This window comes from Sulfitobacter sp. PR48, assembly GCF_028807335.1.
Taxonomy (GTDB): Bacteria; Pseudomonadota; Alphaproteobacteria; order Rhodobacterales; family Rhodobacteraceae; genus Sulfitobacter.
The window spans coordinates 23,905-44,880 of record NZ_JARAMM010000006.1 but is presented as its reverse complement, the minus strand read 5'-3'; the positions used below and the strand labels follow the sequence as shown (position 1 = coordinate 44,880).

The following is a 20,976-nucleotide window of genomic DNA, read 5'->3' as shown; positions in this document are numbered from 1 at the left end:
TATCAAGGCAGGCTTTCTTCGCCGAAAGGACCATCACCTTGGGCATTGACCGGAACCAGCTTCAGTACTTCATGGATGTCGCCGCCTTTCGGAGCATCAACAAGGCTTCGGAACACCGCAACATCGCCCAGCCGGCGCTGAGCCGCCGGATGAGCCAATTGGAATACGACCTTGGCTGCGATCTGTTCATCCGGTCGACAAAGGGCGTGGACCTGACTCCAGCCGGCAAAACACTGCTGAAGCGGGCCGCGTCGATCATCCGGCAGCTGGACGACCTGCGCGATCTCCCGCAGGAGGAGGAAGCCGACGGCCGCAACCTGCGCATCGGCATGCCCCCCGGCGTGAGCCTGATGCTGCTGGACGATGTCGTGCGCAGTGTCTACCGCGAGATCGACGATATCATCCTGACCATCGAGGAAGAAAATTCCTGGTTGCTGCTTGAGCAATTGAGCAAGGGCGAGTTGGACATTGCCGTGGTGTCCCGGCGCAGGCCGCAAAAGGGCCTGACCTTCGAGCCCTATTTTGTGGAGCCGCTCTATTTCGCCATTCACAGCTCGAAACTGGATGCCGTGGGCGAGCAAGCGCCGCCTTTCGCCTTGCCCGATGCGGATGAGGCGTTTTTTTCGACTGCCAAGATGGCGATGACCTCACTGGGCCGTCCCGCCCACATCGACATGAAGCTGGCCTCCATCGGCAGCATCAAAAGGCTGGTGGACAAGGGGCGGGCCTGCACCCTGGGGCCCTATTCGGCCTTCACATCCGAATTGGCCGCCGGGACATGGGCATTCGAGAAGGTGGGGCAGCCACTGCTGTATCGCGATCTTGTCTGGCGCAGCGGAGAGCACGACAGCGACCTGGTGTCACGCGCCCGCGTGATTTTGCAGGCTGTCATCAAGCGCTGCGCAGAGGATGGGCCGCCCGGCGCGGTCACGATCCTGTCCGAAAGCAAGACGGCGCGACGCTGACCTGTATCGTGACATGTTGGGCAGAGGCGGTTTTCTCGCGCGGGATCAAGGCCGCAGGTCGCCGTGCATCACCCGCCGACACGGCCTGTCAACGCACGGCATGGGACCTCAGGACTTCCCGACCGCAACCTCGATCAAGGCAAGCCCTTTTTTGGCGTCAATATGGGCAAGCGCGTCTGAAAGGGCCTCTCGGAAACCAGCGACATCGCGCGCATGACGTGCGAAGGCGCGGGAGGCTTCGGCCACCTTCACGAAATTCGGGCTGGGCGAGAGATCGGTCAACGGCATGGCATTGGCGCGGGATGCGTGGCCGTCGGGGTAGATGTCCAGCACCGATTGACGCACGGCACCCCATTCGCTGTTGTTCAGCACGATGACCAGCATCGAGATCCCCAGCGCTTCGGCGATCTGGTGGCAGGCGACAGGGTTGGCAAACATGTAGGACCCGTCACCCATGGAGGCCACCACCGTCTTGTCAGGTCGGGCAAGGGCAAAGCCCATGGCCGCCGGGAACCCCCAGCCAAGCCCGCCTGCATGGGGGCCGTCGAACCAGCTTTGATGGCGTTCCAGCTTCATCGAAGGCAGCTGACAACCAAGTTCGGAGAAGACGGCGGCGTCACGTTCGCGCAAGTGAAGAGACAATTCATGACTGACCCAGCGCTTGGTAAGGGAAGCCGCATTTTCACCCGCCAGGGCCGCATCGAAACGTGCCGCACGGTCGGCGGCATTCCTTTGTGCGATGTCCTTGCCGCGCTTTTCCGCGGCATCTGAGCCCTCTAGCCTGCTCAATGCGGCTTCCAGCGCCAGGATGGCCGGTGCCACCTCGCTGCTGATGCCGATGTCGCAGCGGAAATTGCGCACGCCGGAACGGTCCTGCAGCGGCCGCGGACCGATCTGGATCACGGTCGCATCCTCCTGCGGCTCGACCTCGGCCGGGGACCAGGGTGCCAGCGCATCCAGGCACAGGACGACATCTGCATTCTCCAGCCAGGGGCGCGGATCGGGGCCGGTGGCCATTGGATGCGTCATCGACATCGCCAGTTCAACCGCCCAGTACTGGCAGACCGGAATGCTCCATTGCTCCGCCAGCCGCGCCAGCGCGTCAAATGCCTCGGCGCTCCCTGCGCCGTGTTGCGCGAAGATCACCGGGTTCTTTGCCGCGGCAATCAACCGGGCGATTTCTTCCACAGTGGCGGCATCGACACCGACGGCCGGCGCGCGCATCTGTGGACGGCGCAGCGCGCCTTCGGCGGGCACGGTCTCACACAGCACTTCGCGGGGCAGACTGACATAAACCGGCCCTTTGGGTGTGGATGTCGCGATGCCATGGGCACGGTCGGTCACGTCAAAGACCTGTTCCGGGAAGCGCAGCTCGTAATCCCATTTGGTCGCCTCGCGCACCAGACTGGCCTGGTCGAGCATTTCCTGCCCCCAGCCGATCGGCACCGACCGGGCGCCCAGACGCCCCTTTTCCAGGGTTGGCGTACGACCGGAAAACACGAGCATCGGAATGTTGTCACAGGCAGCGTTGATCGCGCCCATCGCCACATTGGCAAGACCGACATTGGTGTGGACCATGACCGCCTGCGGCTTGCCCGTGGCCAGGGTATAGCCATGCGCCATCCCGATGGCGGCGCTTTCGAAAGGTACGGTAACCGTGCGCGGCAGAGACATGCCCTCTGCCTCCGCTTCGGACAACCCCTCGATTACAGGAGGAAAATCGGTTCCTGAATTGGCAAATACACAGTCGACACCAAGCGCGCTGAACCGCGACAGCAGCGCTGCTCCGGCAGTCATTCGTTTCGATTCCGTCATCTGCTCCTCGCCATTCCATCTCATATAGTGAGATTAAAATCTCATAAATATTCGGCAGTTCAGGAAGCTTTGTCAACCGCGACTTTTCAGCGGCCCGGAATCGCCTCTGCAACGTCCCGCGCCGCATCCGTCAGACTTGCCGCGATCCAGGATTCGTGATGGCCTGAAAAACGGCTCGCCATGCCGAAGGCAGACAGGGTAAGCCGCAGGGCACCATCCGCGTCAAAGACCGGCACCGCGACCGCACCGATGTCGGGCTCGCTTTCGCCTCGATTGCAGGCAAAGCCGTTTTCCAAAGCCCCTGCGATGTCACCGCGCAGGACCTGCAAATTCTGCTCCGTCAGCTTTTCGGTCGCTGCCAGTTCACTCAGTCGCGCCTCGCGCTCAACGACATCCATATGCGCCAGCCACACCTTGCCCTGCGCCGATTGGTGCAGCTCAAGCAGGCGACCCACCTGAATGTTGACAGAAATCGGACGCGGGGCAATGGCCGTGGCAATGCACACGACCCCGTCGCGCGACAATGCACCGACCATGACGGATTCGTTCAGCATGCCGCAGATCCGGGCGATCACCGGCTGCACCAGCCGGGCCAGCGGATTGGTGCGTTCTGCGACACGCCCCAATTGCGCGATGTGGTGACCCAAACCGTAAACGCCGCGCCTAATCTGTACCAGCGCACCCACCTCTTCCAGCGTATTGAGAAACCGGTGCGCCGTGCTGTGGCTCATCTCAAGCGCGCTTGCCACCTCGGCGGAGGTGACCTGTGGCTGCTGCTCGGACAACAGATCCAGAATTTCGAACGCCTTGATCAAGGATCCGTTCAGCGGTGTGGCCATTATGTCTGCTCCGGTCTGGTGCGCAGGGATTCTGCGCTGCGGCGGGGTTCGGTTTTCAGGGCACCTTCGCCGATATCCGGATTTTGGAACAGGTCCGTAATTTGCTTGCGCAGCCAGATGCAGCCGGGGTCCTGCATCGTGTTCATGTGCCAGACCAGCTGCACCTTCTGCCTGCCCCGTGGCAGTATCATATCCAGAAGGGTCGCCTGCCCCGCTGCGCTCATTCTACGGCCAAGGTAAGCGGGGACGATTGCGAAGGCACCCAGCGTGACCAGCAATTCCGGCAGCGCACCAAAATTGCGGATACGCATGCAGACATTCTCCGCCATGCCCAGTTCGCTCAGCACCTTTTCGACGTCGTCGGCATAGGTAAGGCTTGGCACGGCCATCACAAGCCGCTCGCGGCTCAGGTCCACGGCCGCAGTGCGCTGTGGTGACAGGCCGGGCGGGCCGATCACGCGGTAATCCTCATCGAACAGGTGGCACTGGCGCAATTGGGGTTCCTGCAACTCAAGCAGGCCGATGGCCAGTTCCGATTCACGGGCCGCAAGCGTTCGGTACAGGTTCTGAAACGGAGAGGAGACATTCTCCAGCCGCACCTGCGGTGCCAGTTCGAAAACCCGTTGTGCCAGGGGACCAAGAAAGACCTGTTCACCAAGACCGGAAAGGGACAGCCGGAACGTGCGTCTGCTGTTGGCCGGATCGAATGTCGTCGCGTCATTCAGGACAGAGGCGATGCCCGAGAGATGCTCGCGAATTTCCGGCACGATACGTTCGGTGAAGGGGGTCGGCTCCATCCCCCGCCCGCCACGAACGAACAACGGGTCCTCCAGCATCTGCCGCAACCGCGCCAGCGCGTTCGACGTCGCAGGCTGGCTGAGGCCCATGTTCGACCCTGCCGCCGAGACCGATTGTGTGTCGTGCAGCTGAAGCAGCAGCTCCAGCAGGTTCAGATTAATATGCCGTGAGTTTATCATATTTCTGAATACCGAATATCCAAACTATCATTTGGAAATTATGCGATATCCCGGTCATCGTCCAGTCGGCTTTGCCGAGGAGTTGCCCCCTGCCGGGCAAGGAGAGCCACTTAATTTGGGGAGAAAACCATGAACCGTCGTATTTTCATTGGCGCGCTGACAGCCGCCGTATCAACATTCGCCTTGTCCATCGCCGCCATGGCGCAGGACTTCACCTTCCGTCTGCACCATTTCCTTGGCCAGCAGGCCCCGGCACAAACCAAGATGCTGGAGCCATGGGCCAAGGCGGTCGAAGAGAATTCAGGCGGACGCGTCAAGATCGAGATTTTCCCGTCCATGACCCTTGGCGGTCGCCCACCGGAGCTGATCCAGCAGGTGCGCGATGGCATCGTCGATCTGGTCTGGACCGTGAACGGCTATACGCCGGGCCTGTTCCCCCGCACCGAAGTGATGGAACTGCCGACCGTCTACAAGAACGATCCCCGGGCCGCGAACCTCGCGCTTTATGACATGTTCCAAGACGACCTTGCCGAAGATTACAAGGGCGTCGAAGTGATGTTCCTGCATGTGCACGCCGGTCAGGCGCTGCATACCGGTGATCTGGACGTGACCAGCCTTGAGGACCTCAAGGGGGCCAAGCTGCGCATCCCGACACGGACAGGCGGCTGGGTGATCGAGGCGCTTGGCGCGACACCGGTGGCGATGCCGGTGCCTGAACTGCCGCCCGCGTTGCAAAAGGGCGTTGTTGACGGTGCGCTGATCCCCTGGGAGATCATTCCGCCCCTCAAGATCCAGGACCAGACCAAATACCAGATCGAACTCAACGAACGGGAGCGGTTTGGCAATACGACCTTCCAGGTCTCGATGAACCAAGCCCGTTGGGACGATCTGCCGGAAGACATCCAGCAGGCCTTCCGCGACGCATCGGATCGCGACTGGTGGGGTCAGGTGGGTGACATCTGGCGCGCCTCCGACGACTTCGGCATCAAGGTCGCCACGGATGCGGGCAACACACACCGTATCCTGTCCGAAGAAGCCACGCAGCCCTTCCTTGACGCCATGCAGCCTGTCGTGGCCCGCTGGGTCGAAGAGGTCTCTGGCAAGGGCATCGACGGCGCCGCGCTGGTCGAAAAGGCGCGCGCGCTGGTCGCCAAGAACACGGCGAACTGACCTTGGCCGAGGTGATGCAAAATCCGGACCGCCCCGAAGGCAACGGGGCGGTTGCAACTGCGGTGACCGCCTGGGCGCTGCTGGGCGGCGCGCTGTTGCTGGCGGTGGTCTTGATGAACGTCGCTTCGGTGCTGGGCACGCTGGTCGGCTGGCCGGTGCCCGGTGATTTCGAGATGACCGAGATGGGCGTTGCCATCGCGGCCTTCTCCTTTTTGCCCTATTGCCAGCTGACACGCTCGAACGTGACCGCCGACATCTTTACCCAACGGGCCGGGCCGCGCTTGCTGGCCATTCTGAGCCTGCTCGGGTCACTGATTGCGCTGCTGTTTGCGCTGCTGATGCTGTGGCGGATGTACGACGGCATGCTCGACCAGAAGACCTATGACTACGAGACATCGATCCTGCAGATCCCGGTCTGGCTGGCCTATGTCCCCATCCTCGCGTCCCTCGCCCTGCTCGCGGTCGCCGCGCTGACAACGCTGGCGCAGGACGTCCGGCATCTGTCGAACGGAGGCCTGCATGACTGATCCCCTGACACTGGGCATCGCGGCGCTTGTCGTCCTTGTTGCGCTGATCGCCATCCGCATTCCCATCGCTTACGCGATGATCCTCGTGGGTGGCGTGGGCATCGCGCTGGTGAACGGCATCGCGCCGGTGTTCAACCAGCTCAAGACGCTGGCCTATGGTCAGTTCTCTGTCTACGACCTGTCGGTTGTGCCCATGTTCGTCCTGATGGGTGCTCTGGCCTCCAAGGCGGGGCTCAGCCAGGCGCTGTTCCGGGGGGCCAACGCATGGCTCGGCTGGATGCGCGGCGGCACGGCCATGGCGGCCATCGCTGGCTGTGCGGGCTTTGGCGCGGTCTGCGGATCCTCGCTGGCGACCGCCTCGACCATGGGCCGCGTTGCGCTGCCCGAACTTGAGAAATACCGCTACTCCGGCGCGCTTGCCACCGGGACATTGGCGGCAGGCGGGGTGCTGGGCATCCTGATCCCGCCCTCCGTGGTGCTGATCATCTACGCGATCATCGTGGAGGCGAACATCGTCACCATGTTCGCCGCCGCCCTGCTGCCCGGCCTGCTGGCGGTGGTTCTGTTCATCCTGACCATCGCGATCTACGTCTGGATCAAGCCCGAGGCCGGCCCAGCCCATGGTGGCGTCGGCGGGGCAGAGTTCCGCGCCGCGACCGTGGGCATGATCCCGGTGCTGGGCATTTTCGGCGTCGTGCTGGGGGGTATCTATGCCGGGCTGTACAACCCGACACCCGCCGCCGCCATCGGGGTGGCGCTGGTCTGGCTCTATGGCGCGATCACCCGCGAAATCCGCCTGCCCGACATGATCGGCGCGCTTCGGGAAACCGCCTCGACCACCGGCATGATCTACCTGATCCTGCTGGGCGCGGAGCTGATGAAGATATTCATGTCCCGCATCGGTCTTCCGCAGGCCACTGCCGAATGGATCATCCAGTCCGGCATGGAACCGATGATGGTCATGGTCCTGCTGCTGGTCGCGCTGATCCTGCTGGGCTGCCTGATGGACAGCCTGTCGATGATCCTGCTCGTCATCCCCTTCTTCTGGCCGGTTCTGGTCGAGTTGAACGGTGGCATTTACATGGGGGTCGAAGGATCAGGTTTTGGCATGAGCACCGAGGACCTGAAAATCTGGTTCGGTATCCTCGCCCTGATCGTCGTGGAACTGGGTCTGATCACGCCGCCTGTGGGGATGAACGTCTTTGTCATCTCGGCCCTGGCCAAGAACACACCCATGTCCGAGACCTTCAAAGGTGTGCTGCCCTTCTTTGGCGCCGAGATCCTGCGCGTGATCGTGCTGCTGGCCTTTCCGGGGCTGGTGCTTTGGCTGCCGCAGTTACTCGGCAGCTAGTTTAGTTGAATGGAGAACAGGATGAAAATCGCAATACTCGGCGCGGGTGCCCTTGGATCGGTGATCGGAGCAGAGCTTCATACGGCCGGACACGAAGTCGCTCTGCTGGATCTGAACGAGGCACATCTGAACGCGATCAACGCGGACGGGCTGCGCGTCGATTGGGACGACCGGACCGAGCACCTGCCAATCCCCGCGATGCGGCCCGATCAGGCCCCGCAGGTCGACCTGGTGATCCTGTTGACCAAGACGATGCATACGGATGGGGCATTGCAGGGCATCGCGTCCTTGATTGACGGCGGGGCCTGCGTGCTGACGCTGCAAAACGGGCTTGGCAACGTGGAACGTGTGCAGGTGCGGGTGCCGGACGATCAGATCCTGTTCGGCTGCACCATGACGCCGGGCGACCTGCGCGGCCCGGGTCACGTGGCCAGCCACGGCATGGCCTACACGCCGTTTGACGCACTGACCCCGGACGGACCTGCGGCACAGCTCGCGGAAAAGCTGAACGGAGACCAGCTCAGCTGGACCAGCGCTGCCGCCGCACAGGTCTGGCAAAAGGCCGCCTTCAACTGTGCAATGAACGCCACCGCCGTTCTGGGCGCGGGCACCGTTGGCGCGATTGCCGAACATGTCGGCGCCGGGCTGGCGCGGGACATTGCCGCCGAGGTGCTGGCCGTGGGCAGGGCCGAGGGCGTTGCCGGCGACATCGACGCGGTAGGAAAGCAGATCGACTTCGCCCTGCGCGAACACAAGGGTCACAAACCGTCGATGCTGCAGGACGTCGAGGCGGGCCGTCGGACAGAGATTGAATCGCTCAACGGCTATGTCGAACAGGCCGCCGCCCGGCACGGGATCGATGCGCCGATGAACCGGTTGCTCGCCGCGCTCGTGCGCATGCGTGAGAGCCAGAAATGACACTCGGGCCATGTGCCCAACCATGAACCATCCCAGGAGGAGAAAACGATGACAGTAGCATTTGTAGTCAACAACAAGGACGCGGATGCGTCCGACAAGGGTACTTTCGACAGGATTGACCCGGTCACCGGCGATGTCGCATCCACCGCTGCCGCCGCAAAGGCCGCCGACGCCGCCGCTGTCGCCAGTGCGGCAGGTGCTGCCTTTCCTGCCTGGTCCGCCACCGGCCCCGGCGAGCGCCGCGCGCTGTTGAACAAGGCGGCGGATATCATGGATGCCAAGTCCGACGCGTTCATCGCGACCATGATCGCCGAAACCGGCGCGACCGGCCCCTGGGCGGGCTTCAACGTGATGCTGGCGGCGGGCGTCGTCCGCGAAGCCGCCGCAATGACCACCCAGATCGGCGGCGAGGTCATCCCCTCGAACAAGCCCGGCACGCTGGCCATGGGTGTCGCAACGCCCAAGGGCGTCTGCCTTGGGATCGCGCCATGGAATGCGCCGGTGATCCTTGGCACCCGCGCGGTGGCGATGCCGCTGGCCTGTGGCAACACGGTGATCCTGAAAGGCTCCGAAGCCTGCCCCAAGACGCACCGCATGATCGTGGACTGCTTTGTCGAGGCTGGTTTCCCTGAAGGTGTCGTCAACTATATCTCCAACGCGCCCGCCGACGCCGCCGAAGTGGTCAAGGCGCTGATCGAAGCGCCGCAGGTCAAGCATGTGAACTTCACCGGCTCCTCTGCCGTGGGCCGCATCATTGGCCGCCTGGCCGGCGAAAACCTCAAGCCCTCGCTGCTGGAACTGGGCGGCAAGGCACCGCTGGTGGTGCTGTCCGACGCCGATATCGACGGCGCGGTAAATGCCGCGATCTTTGGCGCCTTCATGAATCAGGGCCAGATCTGCATGTCGACCGAACGCATCATCGTTGATGAAGAAATCGCCGACACCTTCGCGCAAAAGCTGGCCGACCGTGCGTCCAAACTGCCCTATGGCGATCCACGCGGGCAGGTCGTGCTGGGGTCTCTGGTGAACCCTGAGGCGGGCGAAAAGATGGATGCGTTGATCGCCGATGCCACGTCAAAGGGCGCAAAGCTGGTGGCAGGCGGTCAGCGCGACGGCGCGATCCACTCCGCTACCCTGCTGGACGGTGTGACGTCCGACATGCGCATCTATGGCGAGGAAAGCTTTGGCCCGGTGAAATCGATCATCCGCGTCAAGGGCGACGCAGAGGCGATCCGCGTGGCCAATGACACCGAATACGGCCTGTCCGCAGCGGTCTTCAGCCAGGATATCCAGCGCGCGCTGTCTGCGGCCAAGCAGATCAAAAGCGGCATCTGCCACATCAACGGACCCACAGTTGGGGATGAGCCGCAGATGCCCTTCGGCGGCGTCAACGACTCCGGCTATGGCCGGTTCGGCGGCAAGGCAGCGATTGCGGAATTCACCGACCTGCGCTGGATCACCATCGAAGACCCGAACCAGCACTATCCGTTCTGAACGCGGTAAATACTTTGGCCAGCGCTGCCCCGGCAGCGCTGGCCGCTTTACTTCATATTGACCTTATTGCTGAGCCCACCTGTCCGCCGACTTGTCGACGACCACGCGTGGATGGGATAATCATCGGATCGTGGTGCGGTACATGCGCCGCCGCATGCTGGACGGAAAATCGGCAATCGCGCAATGCAGGCAGGAATAATTGTCCCACATGACCAGGTCCCCGACCTTCCAATTGTGCCGATACACCGCCTCCTCGCGCGTCACATGCGCGAGCAGTTCATCGACAAGCGCCATCGCTTCGGCGTGTTCCATCCCGTCGACACCCACAATGGCCCCCTCGCTCACGTAAAGACAATCGCGGCCCGTGACCGGGTGGGTCTTCACCAAAGGGTGCTTGATGTCGGGAATTGAGGTGGCGCTACGTGTTTTCCGGGCCGCAGACTTGTCGTCCGCCTGCTCAGCGGCTTTGGCAGCACGCCATTCGGCATGAAAGTCGTGGCTGAAGGTCGCCGACCGCCCGTTGACCAGCTTTTTCAGGTCCGCAGGCAGGGTGTCATAGGCATGTGCGGTACTGGCGAAAATCGTGTCCCCCAGGGCGCGACCGTCCTTGACCGGAACCTCGCGGGCATGCAGCAATGAGCCGCGCGGCGGATTATCCGTGTACCACATATCAGTGTGCCAGCACCGGCCCGCATCGCCGACACCGATCGGCTTGCCATCCTCGATCACGTTCGAAACCACCAGAATGTCAGGCTCCTCCGGCAGGTTGAACTGCACCATCGGAAAGCGCACCAGCTCGCTGAACCGCTTGCTGAAGCGGATCAGATCCTGTGGCGAGATGTCCTGTCCGGGAATGACGATCACGCCGTATTCTTCATACAGCCGTTGCACCTCGGCGAAATCAGCCTCAGGCACCTCTTGTCCCAGGTCCAGACCAAGAACTTTCGGACCGAGCGGCTTGCCGTTGGGCTCCAGGGTAATGTTTGTCATGGGGTTTCCTCCTTCATTGGGCTGAGCCTATCGTGGGAGGGAAGCGGGCCGATAATACCATCGCGGCATAGTGGCGCGAAAGCTGTCAGGGCCCCGGGCCTAGTCTGAAGGCAAGGTCAGAAACCCATGGGTGTCCTGTTGTGCCGCATCCGCGACGGCATCCTGAATGACACGGATACTGCGCGCGATGACGGGTGAATCGCTCTCGTTACGACGCCAGACAACATATCGCTTGAGTGGCATTTCAGGTACGGCGGTAAAATTCCATTCTGCCCTGTCAAGCTCGCCGATAAGGGCCGAATAGGGCCCGATGGTACATGCCAGCCCCCGGGCGACCAAAAGCTTGATGCTGGAGATCGTAGCCATGAACATATCGACTTCCGTCGGACGTCCGAGCCTTGTCAAAGCATCATAAGCCGTCTCAAGGAAATCCTGATCCAGATCCGGCAGCGCGAAGGGCAAGGCAACCTTGGCAGGTGCCTCTGGCGCGCCGGGGCCGGCAACAAAAAACAGCGTTTCGGCATAGCAAAACGCAGAGTCCAGCGGTGCTGCGAAATCGCGTTCCGTGACGATGGCGATGTCGATCTCCCGCTCAAGAAGCCGGTCCAGCAGGTCCTGCGTCCCGCCCTCCCTGACCTGCAGGAGCACGCCTTGCGACCCGCCGTAGATCCCGCGGGTGATCCGGTCGAGCAGCATCAGGCTGACACCGGGTGGCATGCCCAGCGACAGGGTGCCGGATGTGGGCTCTCCGCTGTTTCTGAGGACCGCGCCGATGCGGTCGAAATCCCCGATCAGCTTGGCCGCATGTTCGAGCAGGCGCCCGCCCGCTTCGGTCAGGGATATGCCCGCGTTGGATCTGTTGAACAATTTGACCCCAAGGTCGTGTTCCAGCTGCCGCATGCGGCGGCTCAGCGCCGGCTGCGCGATGTTGCGGTGTTCGGCCGCCTTGTTGATGCTGCGAAAGGTTGCGACATCGACGAAGTAACGCAGCTGCCTGTCGTCTATGGGCATATGTGAACCTTCTTGTTGCTGTGACGCGACGGATCGCAGCCTCGCAGAATGATGATGGGGCCACCCGATCACGCCGACCGGATGACCCCAATTTTCAGGACGGATGATCCGGCTTTACTGGCTGAACACTTCCTGGAACATCGTCAGGTAGCCGCCATAGTTTTCCTGAAGCGTCTTCCAGTCGATGGCATGCAGTGTCAATCCTTCCGGCGTACCGTCGACGCCCGGGGCACCCGGCATTGTTCCCTGCAGGCCGGACTGCGCGATTGCTGCCTGTGCCTCGGGGGTGAACATCCAGGCCACGAACAGCTTGGCTGCATTGATGTTCTTGGCCCCTTCAAAGATGCCCACGTTCCGGGGGATGGAAATGCCGCCCTCCGCCGGGAACACCATTTCAATCGGCGCACCCTTGGCCTTGGCTTCCACATAGTAGTGGAAGGGAATGTCCAGTCCGATGTCGGACTGGCCGTTGACCACGGCAAGGGTTGCCGCCGACGCACGCTCGGTGACGAAAGGCTCCTGGGCCGCCAGCCCTTCGAACCACGCGCGGTCCACAACCCCGTCACGAATGGCCGCTGCAAAGGCCTGGCCGGTGCCGCTGATGATGCGGAAAGAGGTCATCGAGATGCGGCCTTTCCACTTCGGGTCCAGAATGTCCGCGTAGCTCTTGGGCGCATCCTCTGCAGTGACATTCGACGTATTGTAGAACATGCCGCCGATGGTCATGCCCCAGTCCAGCCATTGGTCCTCATTCCCGACATAGATTTCTGGCAGCGCGGCGGCGGTCTCGGGACGGAACGAGATCAGCCGACCGGCCTTGCCGACTTCGGGGGTATCGGCTGGCGTCGAGGCGACGACGTCACCCAAGGGGCCGCCGGCGGCATATTCACTATCGACTCGCGCCAGCAGCTTAGAACCGAAGAGGTCCACACCCTTGATGCGGATCTCAGGGAACCGTGTTTCAAATGCCTCGATGACCGGCTCAAGGCCGCGTGTCGTCGGATTGTAGATGATGACCTCGGATTCACCCGCATCGACGGCCTGCTGGTAGAATCCGTCAAGATAGGCGTCGGTGTCCTGCGCGGAGGCGGGCAATGCCGACAGTCCAAAGGCAAAGGTAAGCGCGATTGCGCGGCTCAAGATTTTCATTGTTTGTTTCCTCTCCTGTTTGTTTTTGATGTGGTTCAATTGTCCCGAAGCAACGGGCAGTTTTCCGGGATCCTGATCCAGACGTCCTGGCTGGTCCGAAAGTTCGTATCGGCGTTGTCGCGTATCCAAAGCGTCTTTCCGGATACCTCGGCCTGGTATTCCATGACCGAACCGAGCTTGGCGCGGTCCGTGATCCGGCCCGACACCGCATTGGCGGGGGCGGCACCACCCGCCTTATCGAAAATCTCAAGCTGATCGCCCCGTGCGGCGATCAGCACCGGTTCCGATTGTGTCACGGCCAGATTGGTGGCGACCGCCACCGTCTCGCCATTGGGCAGGGTGACGCTCACACTGCCCGCGCTCTGCCCGGTAACGGTGCCTTTCAGAAAACACTCGTAGCCGACAAATTCAGCAACATAACGATTGTCGGGCCGGTCGAGCACATCTTCGGGGATGCCCGATTGCATGATCATGCCGTTCTGCATGACGGCGATCACATCAGCCAGGGCCGCGGCCTCTTCCTGATCATGGGTGACCAGGATTGATGTCATGCCCAGGCGGTCGTGAAGGGCGCGCAATTCGCGGCGCAACTGATGCCGCAGCACCGCATCAAGGTTCGACAGCGGCTCATCGAGCAGCAGCAGTTGCGGATCCCCGGCAAGCGCGCGGGCCAGTGCGACCCGCTGCTGTTGACCACCGGAAAGCTGGTTTGGCCGACGCTCCAGGTAGGACTCCAGGCCGACCAGCCGCGCCAGCCGCTCGACGTCGCCGCCCCGGTCCCCGGCACGGATGCCGCGCTGGCGCAACGGATAGGCGATGTTTTCCCGCACCGACATATGCGGCCAGAGCGCGTAGTGCTGGAACACCATGCCAAGCCCCCGGCGGTTGGCCGGCACCATCTTGCGCGCGCCTGCATCGAATACCGTGACATCCCCGATCGTGATCGTGCCGCGGTCCGGTTCCTCCAGCCCTGCGATGCTGCGCAGCAAGGTGGTCTTGCCGCAGCCGCTGGGACCCAGCAGACACAGGAAGGTGCCCGGTTCGATCCGAAAGCTGATGTCGTGCAGAACGGTCTGTGTCCCATAGGACTTTTCGATACCGGAGAACGACAGCCCGGTTGCGGTTCTTGTGTCCATGTCAAACATCCGTCTTTTCCATTGCAAGGGGTCGGGCCGCTTTGCCGGACCAGTGAAATCCTGACGCCGCGGTGCGCAGCAAAATCATCAGCCCGATCAGGGCCGCCATGAAGGCAATGAGCAGGCCGATGAACAGCACGTAGAGCGCTGCGGCTTCAGCCACGTCGCCGTTGTTGAACATGCTGTAGGACAGCGTTGCGACCATCTGGGTGTTGGTGGTCTGAAGCATCATCACCACGTCCAGCGCACCCGAAATCGCAAGGCTGATCAGCAACCACGCCCCCAGCAGGCTGGGCGTGCACAGGCGTGCGGTGATCTCAGCAGCCGCGCGCCAGGGGCCCGCACCCGAGACCCGCGCCGCCTCGTCCAGGCTGGTGCTGACCTGCACGATGATCCCCTCGCAGGCGCGGGCCGCAATCGGCACATGCGCGATGACAAGCGCGATCAGCATCAGGAATGGCGTGCCGTAGAGGCTGCGGACCAGTGGCGTGGAAAGATAGGCCCAGACGAAGGCAATACTCAGGACGATACCGGGGGCGGTGGCGGGCAGCCACGACAGTATCTTCAACAGAGCGACGGTCGGTCGGGACTTGGACCGCTGCATCACGTAGATCATCACGAAGGAAAGCGTCACGACAAGGAAACCGCCGCCGACCGATATCAGAAGCGAGCTGACCAGCGCATCAAGCGTGTCACGGTCCTTGATCACCGCAACGTAGTTTGCCGTCGTCAGCTTGGTGTAGAGGCCGAAGTACGGTTGCAACGAACCGATCAGGATCTGCAGGAAGGGCAACACGAAGGCCACCGCGAAGAACGCAACGATGATCGCATCGAAGAGCACCGCAAGTTTGCCGATCTCGGCTGTGTCGGCCCCCCTCGCCTTGCCGCCCACGGACGCGAAATCGCGCCCGCCCAGCAGCCGGGACTGCAACAGGATCAACAGCGCGATAACGACAACCACGACGAGCGACAGCGCATTGGCCGCCCCCCACTTCGGCGTGACGTCGGTGTTGATGAAGTCGTTGATCAGGGTCGAGAGGGTAGTAATGCCTGCCGGGCTGCCCAGAACCGCAGGAAAATCGAATACCTGTATGCCTTCGACGAAAAGCAACATGCCGATGGCCAGCAGCGAAGGGGCAAGCAGCGGCAGCGAAATGCTGAAAAACGCGCGCAGGCGGGTTTGGCCACACATGACCGCCGCGTCTTCAAGACTGCGGTCAAGCAGCCGCACCGGCCCGGACAGCAGAAGGTAAGCCACCGCAGTAACCTTCATACTGCTCACCAGCACCAGCCCCGGCCAGCTGTAGACGGTCAGCCAGGCGGGATTGGCAATATCGAAGTACCTGAGGATATTGGCGGCAAAGCCGCTGCCGGGATTGCCCATCATGCCCCAGGCGAAGGCATAAAAGAGCCGCGGCGTGCAGGCAATCAGCACCATTGCGGGCAGCACCAGCCAGCCGAACCGCAGTTTGAACCGCGAGGTGATGATGGCAAAGAAGAGCCCTCCGGCGATGGAGATCACCATCACGAGGCCGGAGAACAGGAAGGAAGACAATGTGCTGCGCAACGCGCGCGGATCGTTCAGAACGGTACGAAACCCATCCAGCGTCCATTCCCCGCCACCATAGGGCGTGGTCAGGAAAGCGCCGATCACCAGCATCACGAAGGGCCAGACAAAAAGGTAAGCAAGCACAAGCACAGCGAGACCGGTGATGACTTTGCGCGGCGTCAAAAGATGCGCCATACGCCAGGACTGCCCCCCTTGATGGATATTCTCACTCATCGTCGACCCTCCCGTCGGTGTGGTATGGGTCACGCGTCATTCCGGACACTTGAGGCCAAGGTTTTCGCGCAGGGTCGTGCCCTCGTACTCTTCCCGGAAAAGCCCGCGCCGCTGGAGTTCCGGCACCACGAGGCGCGCAAAGTTGGCGATCCCGCCCGTCATTGCCGACGGCATGACGTTGAAGCCATCGGCAGCCTTGTCGGCAAACCATTCTTCCATCAGGTCGGCGACCTGCGTGGGGCTGCCCACGACGTTCAGGTGGCCCTTGGACACCGACGCCCGGATGTATGTCTCCCGAAGGGTCAGATTCTCGTCGCGGGCCATGTCGATGAACAGTTTCTGGCGGCTCTGGATGATCTTGGCGCTGGCTTCCGGGATTTCCGGCAGGGGGCCATCCACCGGATAGCCGGTCACATCGTAGCCCAGGAAGCTGGACAGATGCGTCAGCCCCACCACCGGGTCGATCAGCGCCTCCAGTTCCGCCACCTTGGCCTTGGCCTCTTCCTCCGTTTCGGCCACCGTCACGCCCATGCCGGGCATGATCTTCAGATCGTCCGGGCTGCGCCCGTGGGTTTCGGCCAGCGTCTTGATCTCGCTATAGAAATCCTGCGCCTTTTTCTTGTCGGGCTGGGCGGTAAAGACAATCTCGGCGGTGCGGGCGGCCAATGCCTTGCCCGGCCCCGACGATCCCGCCTGCACGATCACCGGATGCCCCTGCGGCGAACGCGGCACGTTGAGCGGCCCCTTGACCGTGAAATGTTTGCCGTGATGGTCAAGCCTGTGCAGCTTGGAAGGGTCAAAGAACTCTCCCGTGGCCTTGTTGCGCAGGAACGCACCCTCGTCCCAGGACCGCCACAGGCCCGTGACCACCTCGACGAATTCCTCGGCGCGGTCATAGCGTTCTTCCGCGCTCGGCGTTTCGGTGTAGCCGAAGTTCTCGCTTGAATCGGTATTGGCCGTGGTCACGACGTTCCAGCCCGACCGCCCGCCGTTGAGCACGTCGAGCGATCCGAAAAGCCGGGCAACGCGGTAGGGATCGTAATAGGTCGTCGAGGCCGTCGCGACCAGCCCCACATGGCTGGTATGCTGGCTGAGCGCCGACAGCAACGTCAGCGGCTCGAACTGTGCGACAACCCTGTTGGCAGTGTGCGACAGCGCTTCAAGTGGCCAGCCGCCGTGAATGCCATCCCCGTCCGCAAGGAAAAGAAGATCGAATTTCGCCGCCTCCAGTTCCCGCGCAAGCTCGGCGTAATAGGCTGCATTCATGTGCATATCCGCCACCGTTTCAGGCAGGCGCCATGCGGCGACATGCTGACCCGTTGGCAAAAGGAAAAGACCGAGTTTGATCTGGCGTTTGGACATGGGTGTTTCCGCTCGTGATTGGAGTGCTTCAGATGGCTTGGGTAAGTTCGCGGTACCCGCCCCGGAAATAGACCAATGGATCACCGCCTTCGGACTCGGCAGACAGGACATTGCCAATGATGATGATGTGGTCGCCGCCGGCGTGGATGGTATCGACCTCGCATTCGATGATCGCCAGCGCATCTTCGACACAAGGCACGCCGCGTGCCGTCTGGCCGGTCAATTGTTCCAGCTTTTCGGGGTTTTTCGTCGCAAAGACCTGAGAGACAGCCTGCTGCGTGTGCTTCAGGTAATTGATGCAGAACATCCCGCTTTCGCGAATGGCGGCAAGCGTTGCGGACTTCTGGTCAAGGCAGATCAGATATTGCGGCGGATCCAGCGACAGCGAGGTCACGCTTGTGATGGTCAGGCCAGAGGCCCCTTCCGCTCCGCCCGCAGCCGACACGATCGCGACCCCGGAGGCCCAATGGCTTGCAATCTTTTTGAACTGTTGTTGGTCCAGCACGTCGTTCCCCTCTTCAGAGCGTCATAGTTGCGTAGTGTCCTGTTCGGGATAGCACCGGCCGTGATGCTTGGGCGGAATACCAGAGATGACTTTTTGGACTGGGCTTCGTTGCCAGAACCGGCGTCATTTTCCATGATGCAGCGCCGGTCGCGCTATGCGGATTCGGCATGAGTGCGGATTCCGGCTTTGCGCTATGCTCGATAAGCGGTTGCGCAAATTTTTTTGGCTCCGGCTCGCTGAATTCGGCAGACCCTGCAGGGACGCGCGAAAGACCGGACTGTCCCAAAGCCAAATCCGGAGAAGACATGTCAGACCAGAACCACACCGATCCCCCATCCGATTTCGCGCTGCGTGTCCGCGCATTGGAGACCCTGCTTTCTGAAAGGGGGCTTGTTGATCCCGCCGCGCTGGACGAGCTGATCGACATTGCCGAGGCCCGGATCGGCCCGCGGACCGGTGCAAAGATCGTTGCCCGTGCCTGGGCGGACCCCGATTACAAACGCCGCCTGCTGGAGAACGCCCAGGAGGTGACCGAAGAGCTGGTCGACATCACCGGTGCCAATGTCATCGTGCTGGAGAACACGCCGGATGTGCACAACGTCATCGTCTGCACGCTCTGCTCGTGCTACCCCTTCCGGCTGCTCGGCATGTCGCCGGGCTGGTACAAATCCTACGCCTATCGGTCACGCGTGGTCCGCGAGCCGCGCAAGGTGTTGGCCGAATTCGGTTTGACCCTGCCCACAAGCACCGAGGTCCGGGTCTGGGATTCCAATGCCGAACTGCGCTATCTCGTGCTTCCCATGCGGCCCGAAGGCACCGAAGGGATGGCGGTGGCGGACCTTGAAAAGCTGGTGACGCGCAATTCCATGATCGGGACCGGGCGCCCGCTGACCCCCGTTGAAGCGGAGGCAACCTGATGGACGGCATACATGATATGGGCGGCTTTCACGGCTTCGGGCGCGTCGACACGACCAATGAAACCACCTTCGCCAATGATGCGCAGAGACGTATTTTCGCCATCAACATGCTGTCGGTCATGCAGGGCGTCTACAACATCGACAAGACCCGCTATTACATGGAAAACGTGGACCCATCCGATTACCTGAATACTCCCTATTGGGAGCGCTGGCTGGGCATGGTCGAACGGCTGTACCGCGAAGCGGGCATCACCGCTGATTCGGATCAGTCAGAGATACCCGGGGCGCGCCGGATTCCCGGCGACAAGTTATGGGATGGTTTCCGCAGCTTGCGGATCCCGGAACCGCCCCCGCTTCCTGCCCCGATCTACAGCGTTGGCGAAAGTGTCCGAATGCGCCGCGACAGTGTCCCGACACATACCCGCCTGCCACGTTTCCTGCGCGGTCGCGTGGGCCGGATCGAAGACTACAAAGGCATCTTTCGCTTTGCCGACGCCTATGCCTCGGACCGTCCGGAAAACCAGCATGTCTATTCCGTCCGTTTCACCGGTGACGAAATCTGGGGCAGCGGCTGCGAGGAAAACACATCCGTTCAGATCGAAATCTACGAACCCTACATATCGGAGCGCGTGGCCCATGAAAACTGAAGCCGGTGATGAAAGCGTGTATTCCAAAGCACTCGATACCCAGACGTTCAACGATCCTGCGCAGGCGTCTCTCTTCGCGCTGACGGTCGACGCCAGCCGTCACAACCTCTTCAGCTGGAGCGAATGGGGTGAACGCTTCTCCACCAATCTGGCGGCGGGACCGCAGAACCAGACGCTGGACGATTATTTCAACATCTGGATGGATACCTTGCAGTCACTGCTTGCCGAAAAATCGGACATCGGGGATGCGCAGGTCGCGGAAATGGCAGAGCACTGGCGCCGGTCGTACCTCGCCACACCTCATGGCGATCCCATCGAGCTTTGCCTGACGCTGCCCCCACAGGATCATGTGCATCACGATCATCACCACCATCACCATCACCATCACCATGCGCAGGGAACCCCGGCGGCTGAACCTGTTTTCGTTGATCGCGCGTGCCAGGTCTGATGCAACCCCCAGGCACTTCCATGCCGGTTCCGCGGAACTGACAGGATGAACATCAAGCAGCTGAAGTACTTTCTGCTGGTCGCCGACATGGGGGGCTTCACCAATGCTGCGCGGGCCATGGGCCTCGGGCAATCCGCCATCAGCAAACAGATCAAGCTCCTTGAAACGGAAGTGGGCGCGCAGCTTTTTCTCAGGCACGGGCGCGGCATCGTGCTGACGCCGGCCGGGCGGCAACTTCTGGACCATGCACGCGACATCACCGAACGGATCGAGGTCGCCCGCGCCGACATGTCCGAACTCAGCAAGTCGGTCGCGGGCGAGATCACCTGTGGCCTTCCCGCCAGCCTGGGGTCGACGCTGACCACCCCGCTGCTCAAGCGCTTCCTGGATTCCTATCCGCTGGTCCGGCTCAGCCTCGTCGAAGGCCTCAGCGGTCATCTTTACGAATGGTTGCTTCGGGGTGACCTCGATCTTGCCGCGCTCTACATGCCCAGCGTAAACAACAGCCTGTTCTCCGAATTCATCCTGTCCGACCAGATTTACCTCGTGTGGGCAAACGATGGCATCCCTGCCCCGGAAACGATCCCCTTCGATGAGGCCCTGGGCAAGCCTTTGATCCTGTCCTCTGCCGCCCATGCATTGCGCAAGCGGGTCGAACACATCGCCAGTCAGCGCAACCTGAAGGTCAATATCCGGTGCCAGGTGGACTCGATTGCGGCAATCCGCAACCTCGTTCTGCAAGGTTACGGCTATGCCCTGATGCCGGTCAGCCTGATTCAATCCGAACTCGAACAAGGCATGGTCAGCTGTTCACGTCTGGTCGACCCCACGCTCAATCGCGACCTGTTGCTGGCGATGTCGCCATACACCCGCAACACACCACTTACCCGCACCCTGCGCCGCGAGATCAGGCAATTGGTCTCCGACACAACATCAGGCGTTCTGCCGACCGGGCATTGATTTCCTGCGGAA

20 protein-coding genes are annotated in these 20,976 nt (G+C 61.8%); 10 read left to right on the top strand and 10 right to left on the bottom strand.

The features are described 5' to 3' along the window. Positions 1–38 precede the first annotated feature (38 nt). Positions 39–965: a LysR family transcriptional regulator gene (locus tag PVW51_RS09525; RefSeq protein ID WP_274574775.1), complete on the top strand. Its 927-nt coding sequence runs from the start codon at positions 39–41 to the stop codon at positions 963–965. 108 nt (positions 966–1,073) lie between these two features. Here PVW51_RS09525 and PVW51_RS09520 read toward each other — a convergent pair whose 3' ends face one another. From PVW51_RS09520 to PVW51_RS09510, 3 genes are all read right to left on the bottom strand, one after another. Beyond that, on the bottom strand, positions 1,074–2,780 hold the full coding sequence (locus tag PVW51_RS09520) for a thiamine pyrophosphate-requiring protein (RefSeq protein WP_274574773.1): 1,707 nt from the start codon (positions 2,778–2,780) through the stop codon (positions 1,074–1,076). 86 nt (positions 2,781–2,866) lie between these two features. Beyond that, positions 2,867–3,619: an IclR family transcriptional regulator gene (locus PVW51_RS09515; protein WP_269364546.1), complete on the bottom strand. Its 753-nt coding sequence runs from the start codon at positions 3,617–3,619 to the stop codon at positions 2,867–2,869. Continuing rightward, a complete protein-coding gene (locus PVW51_RS09510) occupies positions 3,619–4,596 on the bottom strand; it encodes a LysR family transcriptional regulator (protein WP_274574768.1) in 978 nt (325 codons plus the stop codon). Before PVW51_RS09510 ends, PVW51_RS09515 begins: the two co-directional genes overlap by 1 nt. A 129-nt stretch (positions 4,597–4,725) precedes the next feature. On the opposite strand from PVW51_RS09510, the gene PVW51_RS09505 reads away from it, so the two are divergent. The 5 genes from PVW51_RS09505 to PVW51_RS09485 are packed head-to-tail and all read left to right on the top strand — an operon-like array spanning position 4,726 to position 10,056. Next, positions 4,726–5,766 carry a TRAP transporter substrate-binding protein gene (locus PVW51_RS09505; protein ID WP_274574765.1) on the top strand — a complete coding sequence of 347 codons (1,041 nt, stop codon included), beginning with the start codon at positions 4,726–4,728 and terminating at the stop codon, positions 5,764–5,766. A 14-nt stretch (positions 5,767–5,780) separates the two neighbouring features. Next, on the top strand, positions 5,781–6,293 hold the full coding sequence (locus PVW51_RS09500) for a TRAP transporter small permease (protein ID WP_274574763.1): 513 nt from the start codon (positions 5,781–5,783) through the stop codon (positions 6,291–6,293). Next, the gene (locus PVW51_RS09495; protein WP_274574762.1) at positions 6,286–7,644 is read left to right on the top strand and encodes a TRAP transporter large permease; all 1,359 of its coding nucleotides are present in this window, start codon (positions 6,286–6,288) and stop codon (positions 7,642–7,644) included. Before PVW51_RS09500 ends, PVW51_RS09495 begins: the two co-directional genes overlap by 8 nt. Before the next feature lie 21 nt (positions 7,645–7,665). Continuing rightward, the gene (locus PVW51_RS09490; RefSeq protein WP_274574761.1) at positions 7,666–8,562 is read left to right on the top strand and encodes a ketopantoate reductase family protein; all 897 of its coding nucleotides are present in this window, start codon (positions 7,666–7,668) and stop codon (positions 8,560–8,562) included. A 48-nt stretch (positions 8,563–8,610) separates the two neighbouring features. Continuing rightward, the gene (locus PVW51_RS09485; RefSeq protein WP_274574760.1) at positions 8,611–10,056 is read left to right on the top strand and encodes an aldehyde dehydrogenase; all 1,446 of its coding nucleotides are present in this window, start codon (positions 8,611–8,613) and stop codon (positions 10,054–10,056) included. 120 nt (positions 10,057–10,176) lie between these two features. On the opposite strand, the gene PVW51_RS09480 is transcribed toward PVW51_RS09485, so the two are convergent. The 7 genes from PVW51_RS09480 to PVW51_RS09450 all read right to left on the bottom strand — a co-directional run bounded on the left by PVW51_RS09480 (position 10,177) and on the right by PVW51_RS09450 (position 17,992). Beyond that, positions 10,177–11,046 carry a TauD/TfdA dioxygenase family protein gene (locus tag PVW51_RS09480; protein ID WP_274574758.1) on the bottom strand — a complete coding sequence of 290 codons (870 nt, stop codon included), beginning with the start codon at positions 11,044–11,046 and terminating at the stop codon, positions 10,177–10,179. Between the two features lie 99 nt (positions 11,047–11,145). Next, a complete protein-coding gene (locus PVW51_RS09475) occupies positions 11,146–12,057 on the bottom strand; it encodes a LysR family transcriptional regulator (RefSeq protein ID WP_274574757.1) in 912 nt (303 codons plus the stop codon). A gap of 114 nt (positions 12,058–12,171) precedes the next feature. Further along, entirely contained in the window at positions 12,172–13,206 is a 1,035-nt protein-coding gene (locus tag PVW51_RS09470) for an ABC transporter substrate-binding protein (RefSeq protein ID WP_274574756.1), read from the bottom strand. A gap of 35 nt (positions 13,207–13,241) precedes the next feature. Further along, positions 13,242–14,342 carry an ABC transporter ATP-binding protein gene (locus PVW51_RS09465; RefSeq protein ID WP_274574754.1) on the bottom strand — a complete coding sequence of 367 codons (1,101 nt, stop codon included), beginning with the start codon at positions 14,340–14,342 and terminating at the stop codon, positions 13,242–13,244. A 1-nt stretch (position 14,343) separates the two neighbouring features. Beyond that, on the bottom strand, positions 14,344–16,125 hold the full coding sequence (locus tag PVW51_RS09460; RefSeq protein WP_274574753.1) for an ABC transporter permease: 1,782 nt from the start codon (positions 16,123–16,125) through the stop codon (positions 14,344–14,346). A 36-nt stretch (positions 16,126–16,161) separates the two neighbouring features. Beyond that, on the bottom strand, positions 16,162–17,487 hold the full coding sequence (locus PVW51_RS09455; RefSeq protein WP_274574752.1) for an LLM class flavin-dependent oxidoreductase: 1,326 nt from the start codon (positions 17,485–17,487) through the stop codon (positions 16,162–16,164). Between the two features lie 28 nt (positions 17,488–17,515). Further along, positions 17,516–17,992 (bottom strand): flavin reductase family protein, encoded by a 477-nt coding sequence (locus tag PVW51_RS09450; protein WP_274574751.1) that lies wholly within the window; start codon positions 17,990–17,992, stop codon positions 17,516–17,518. 305 nt (positions 17,993–18,297) lie between these two features. Between PVW51_RS09450 and nthA the strand changes: the two genes are divergently transcribed. The 4 genes from nthA to PVW51_RS09430 are packed head-to-tail and all read left to right on the top strand — an operon-like array spanning position 18,298 to position 20,964. Further along, the gene (gene nthA / locus PVW51_RS09445; RefSeq protein ID WP_274574750.1) at positions 18,298–18,909 is read left to right on the top strand and encodes a nitrile hydratase subunit alpha; all 612 of its coding nucleotides are present in this window, start codon (positions 18,298–18,300) and stop codon (positions 18,907–18,909) included. Then, a complete protein-coding gene (gene nthB / locus PVW51_RS09440) occupies positions 18,909–19,556 on the top strand; it encodes a nitrile hydratase subunit beta (protein ID WP_274574749.1) in 648 nt (215 codons plus the stop codon). The genes nthA and nthB overlap by 1 nt, the downstream gene beginning before the upstream one ends. Next, on the top strand, positions 19,546–20,004 hold the full coding sequence (locus tag PVW51_RS09435) for a nitrile hydratase accessory protein (RefSeq protein WP_274574748.1): 459 nt from the start codon (positions 19,546–19,548) through the stop codon (positions 20,002–20,004). The genes nthB and PVW51_RS09435 overlap by 11 nt, the downstream gene beginning before the upstream one ends. 45 nt (positions 20,005–20,049) lie before the next feature. Continuing rightward, the gene (locus tag PVW51_RS09430) at positions 20,050–20,964 is read left to right on the top strand and encodes a LysR family transcriptional regulator (protein ID WP_274574747.1); all 915 of its coding nucleotides are present in this window, start codon (positions 20,050–20,052) and stop codon (positions 20,962–20,964) included. Positions 20,965–20,976: the final 12 nt, after the last annotated feature.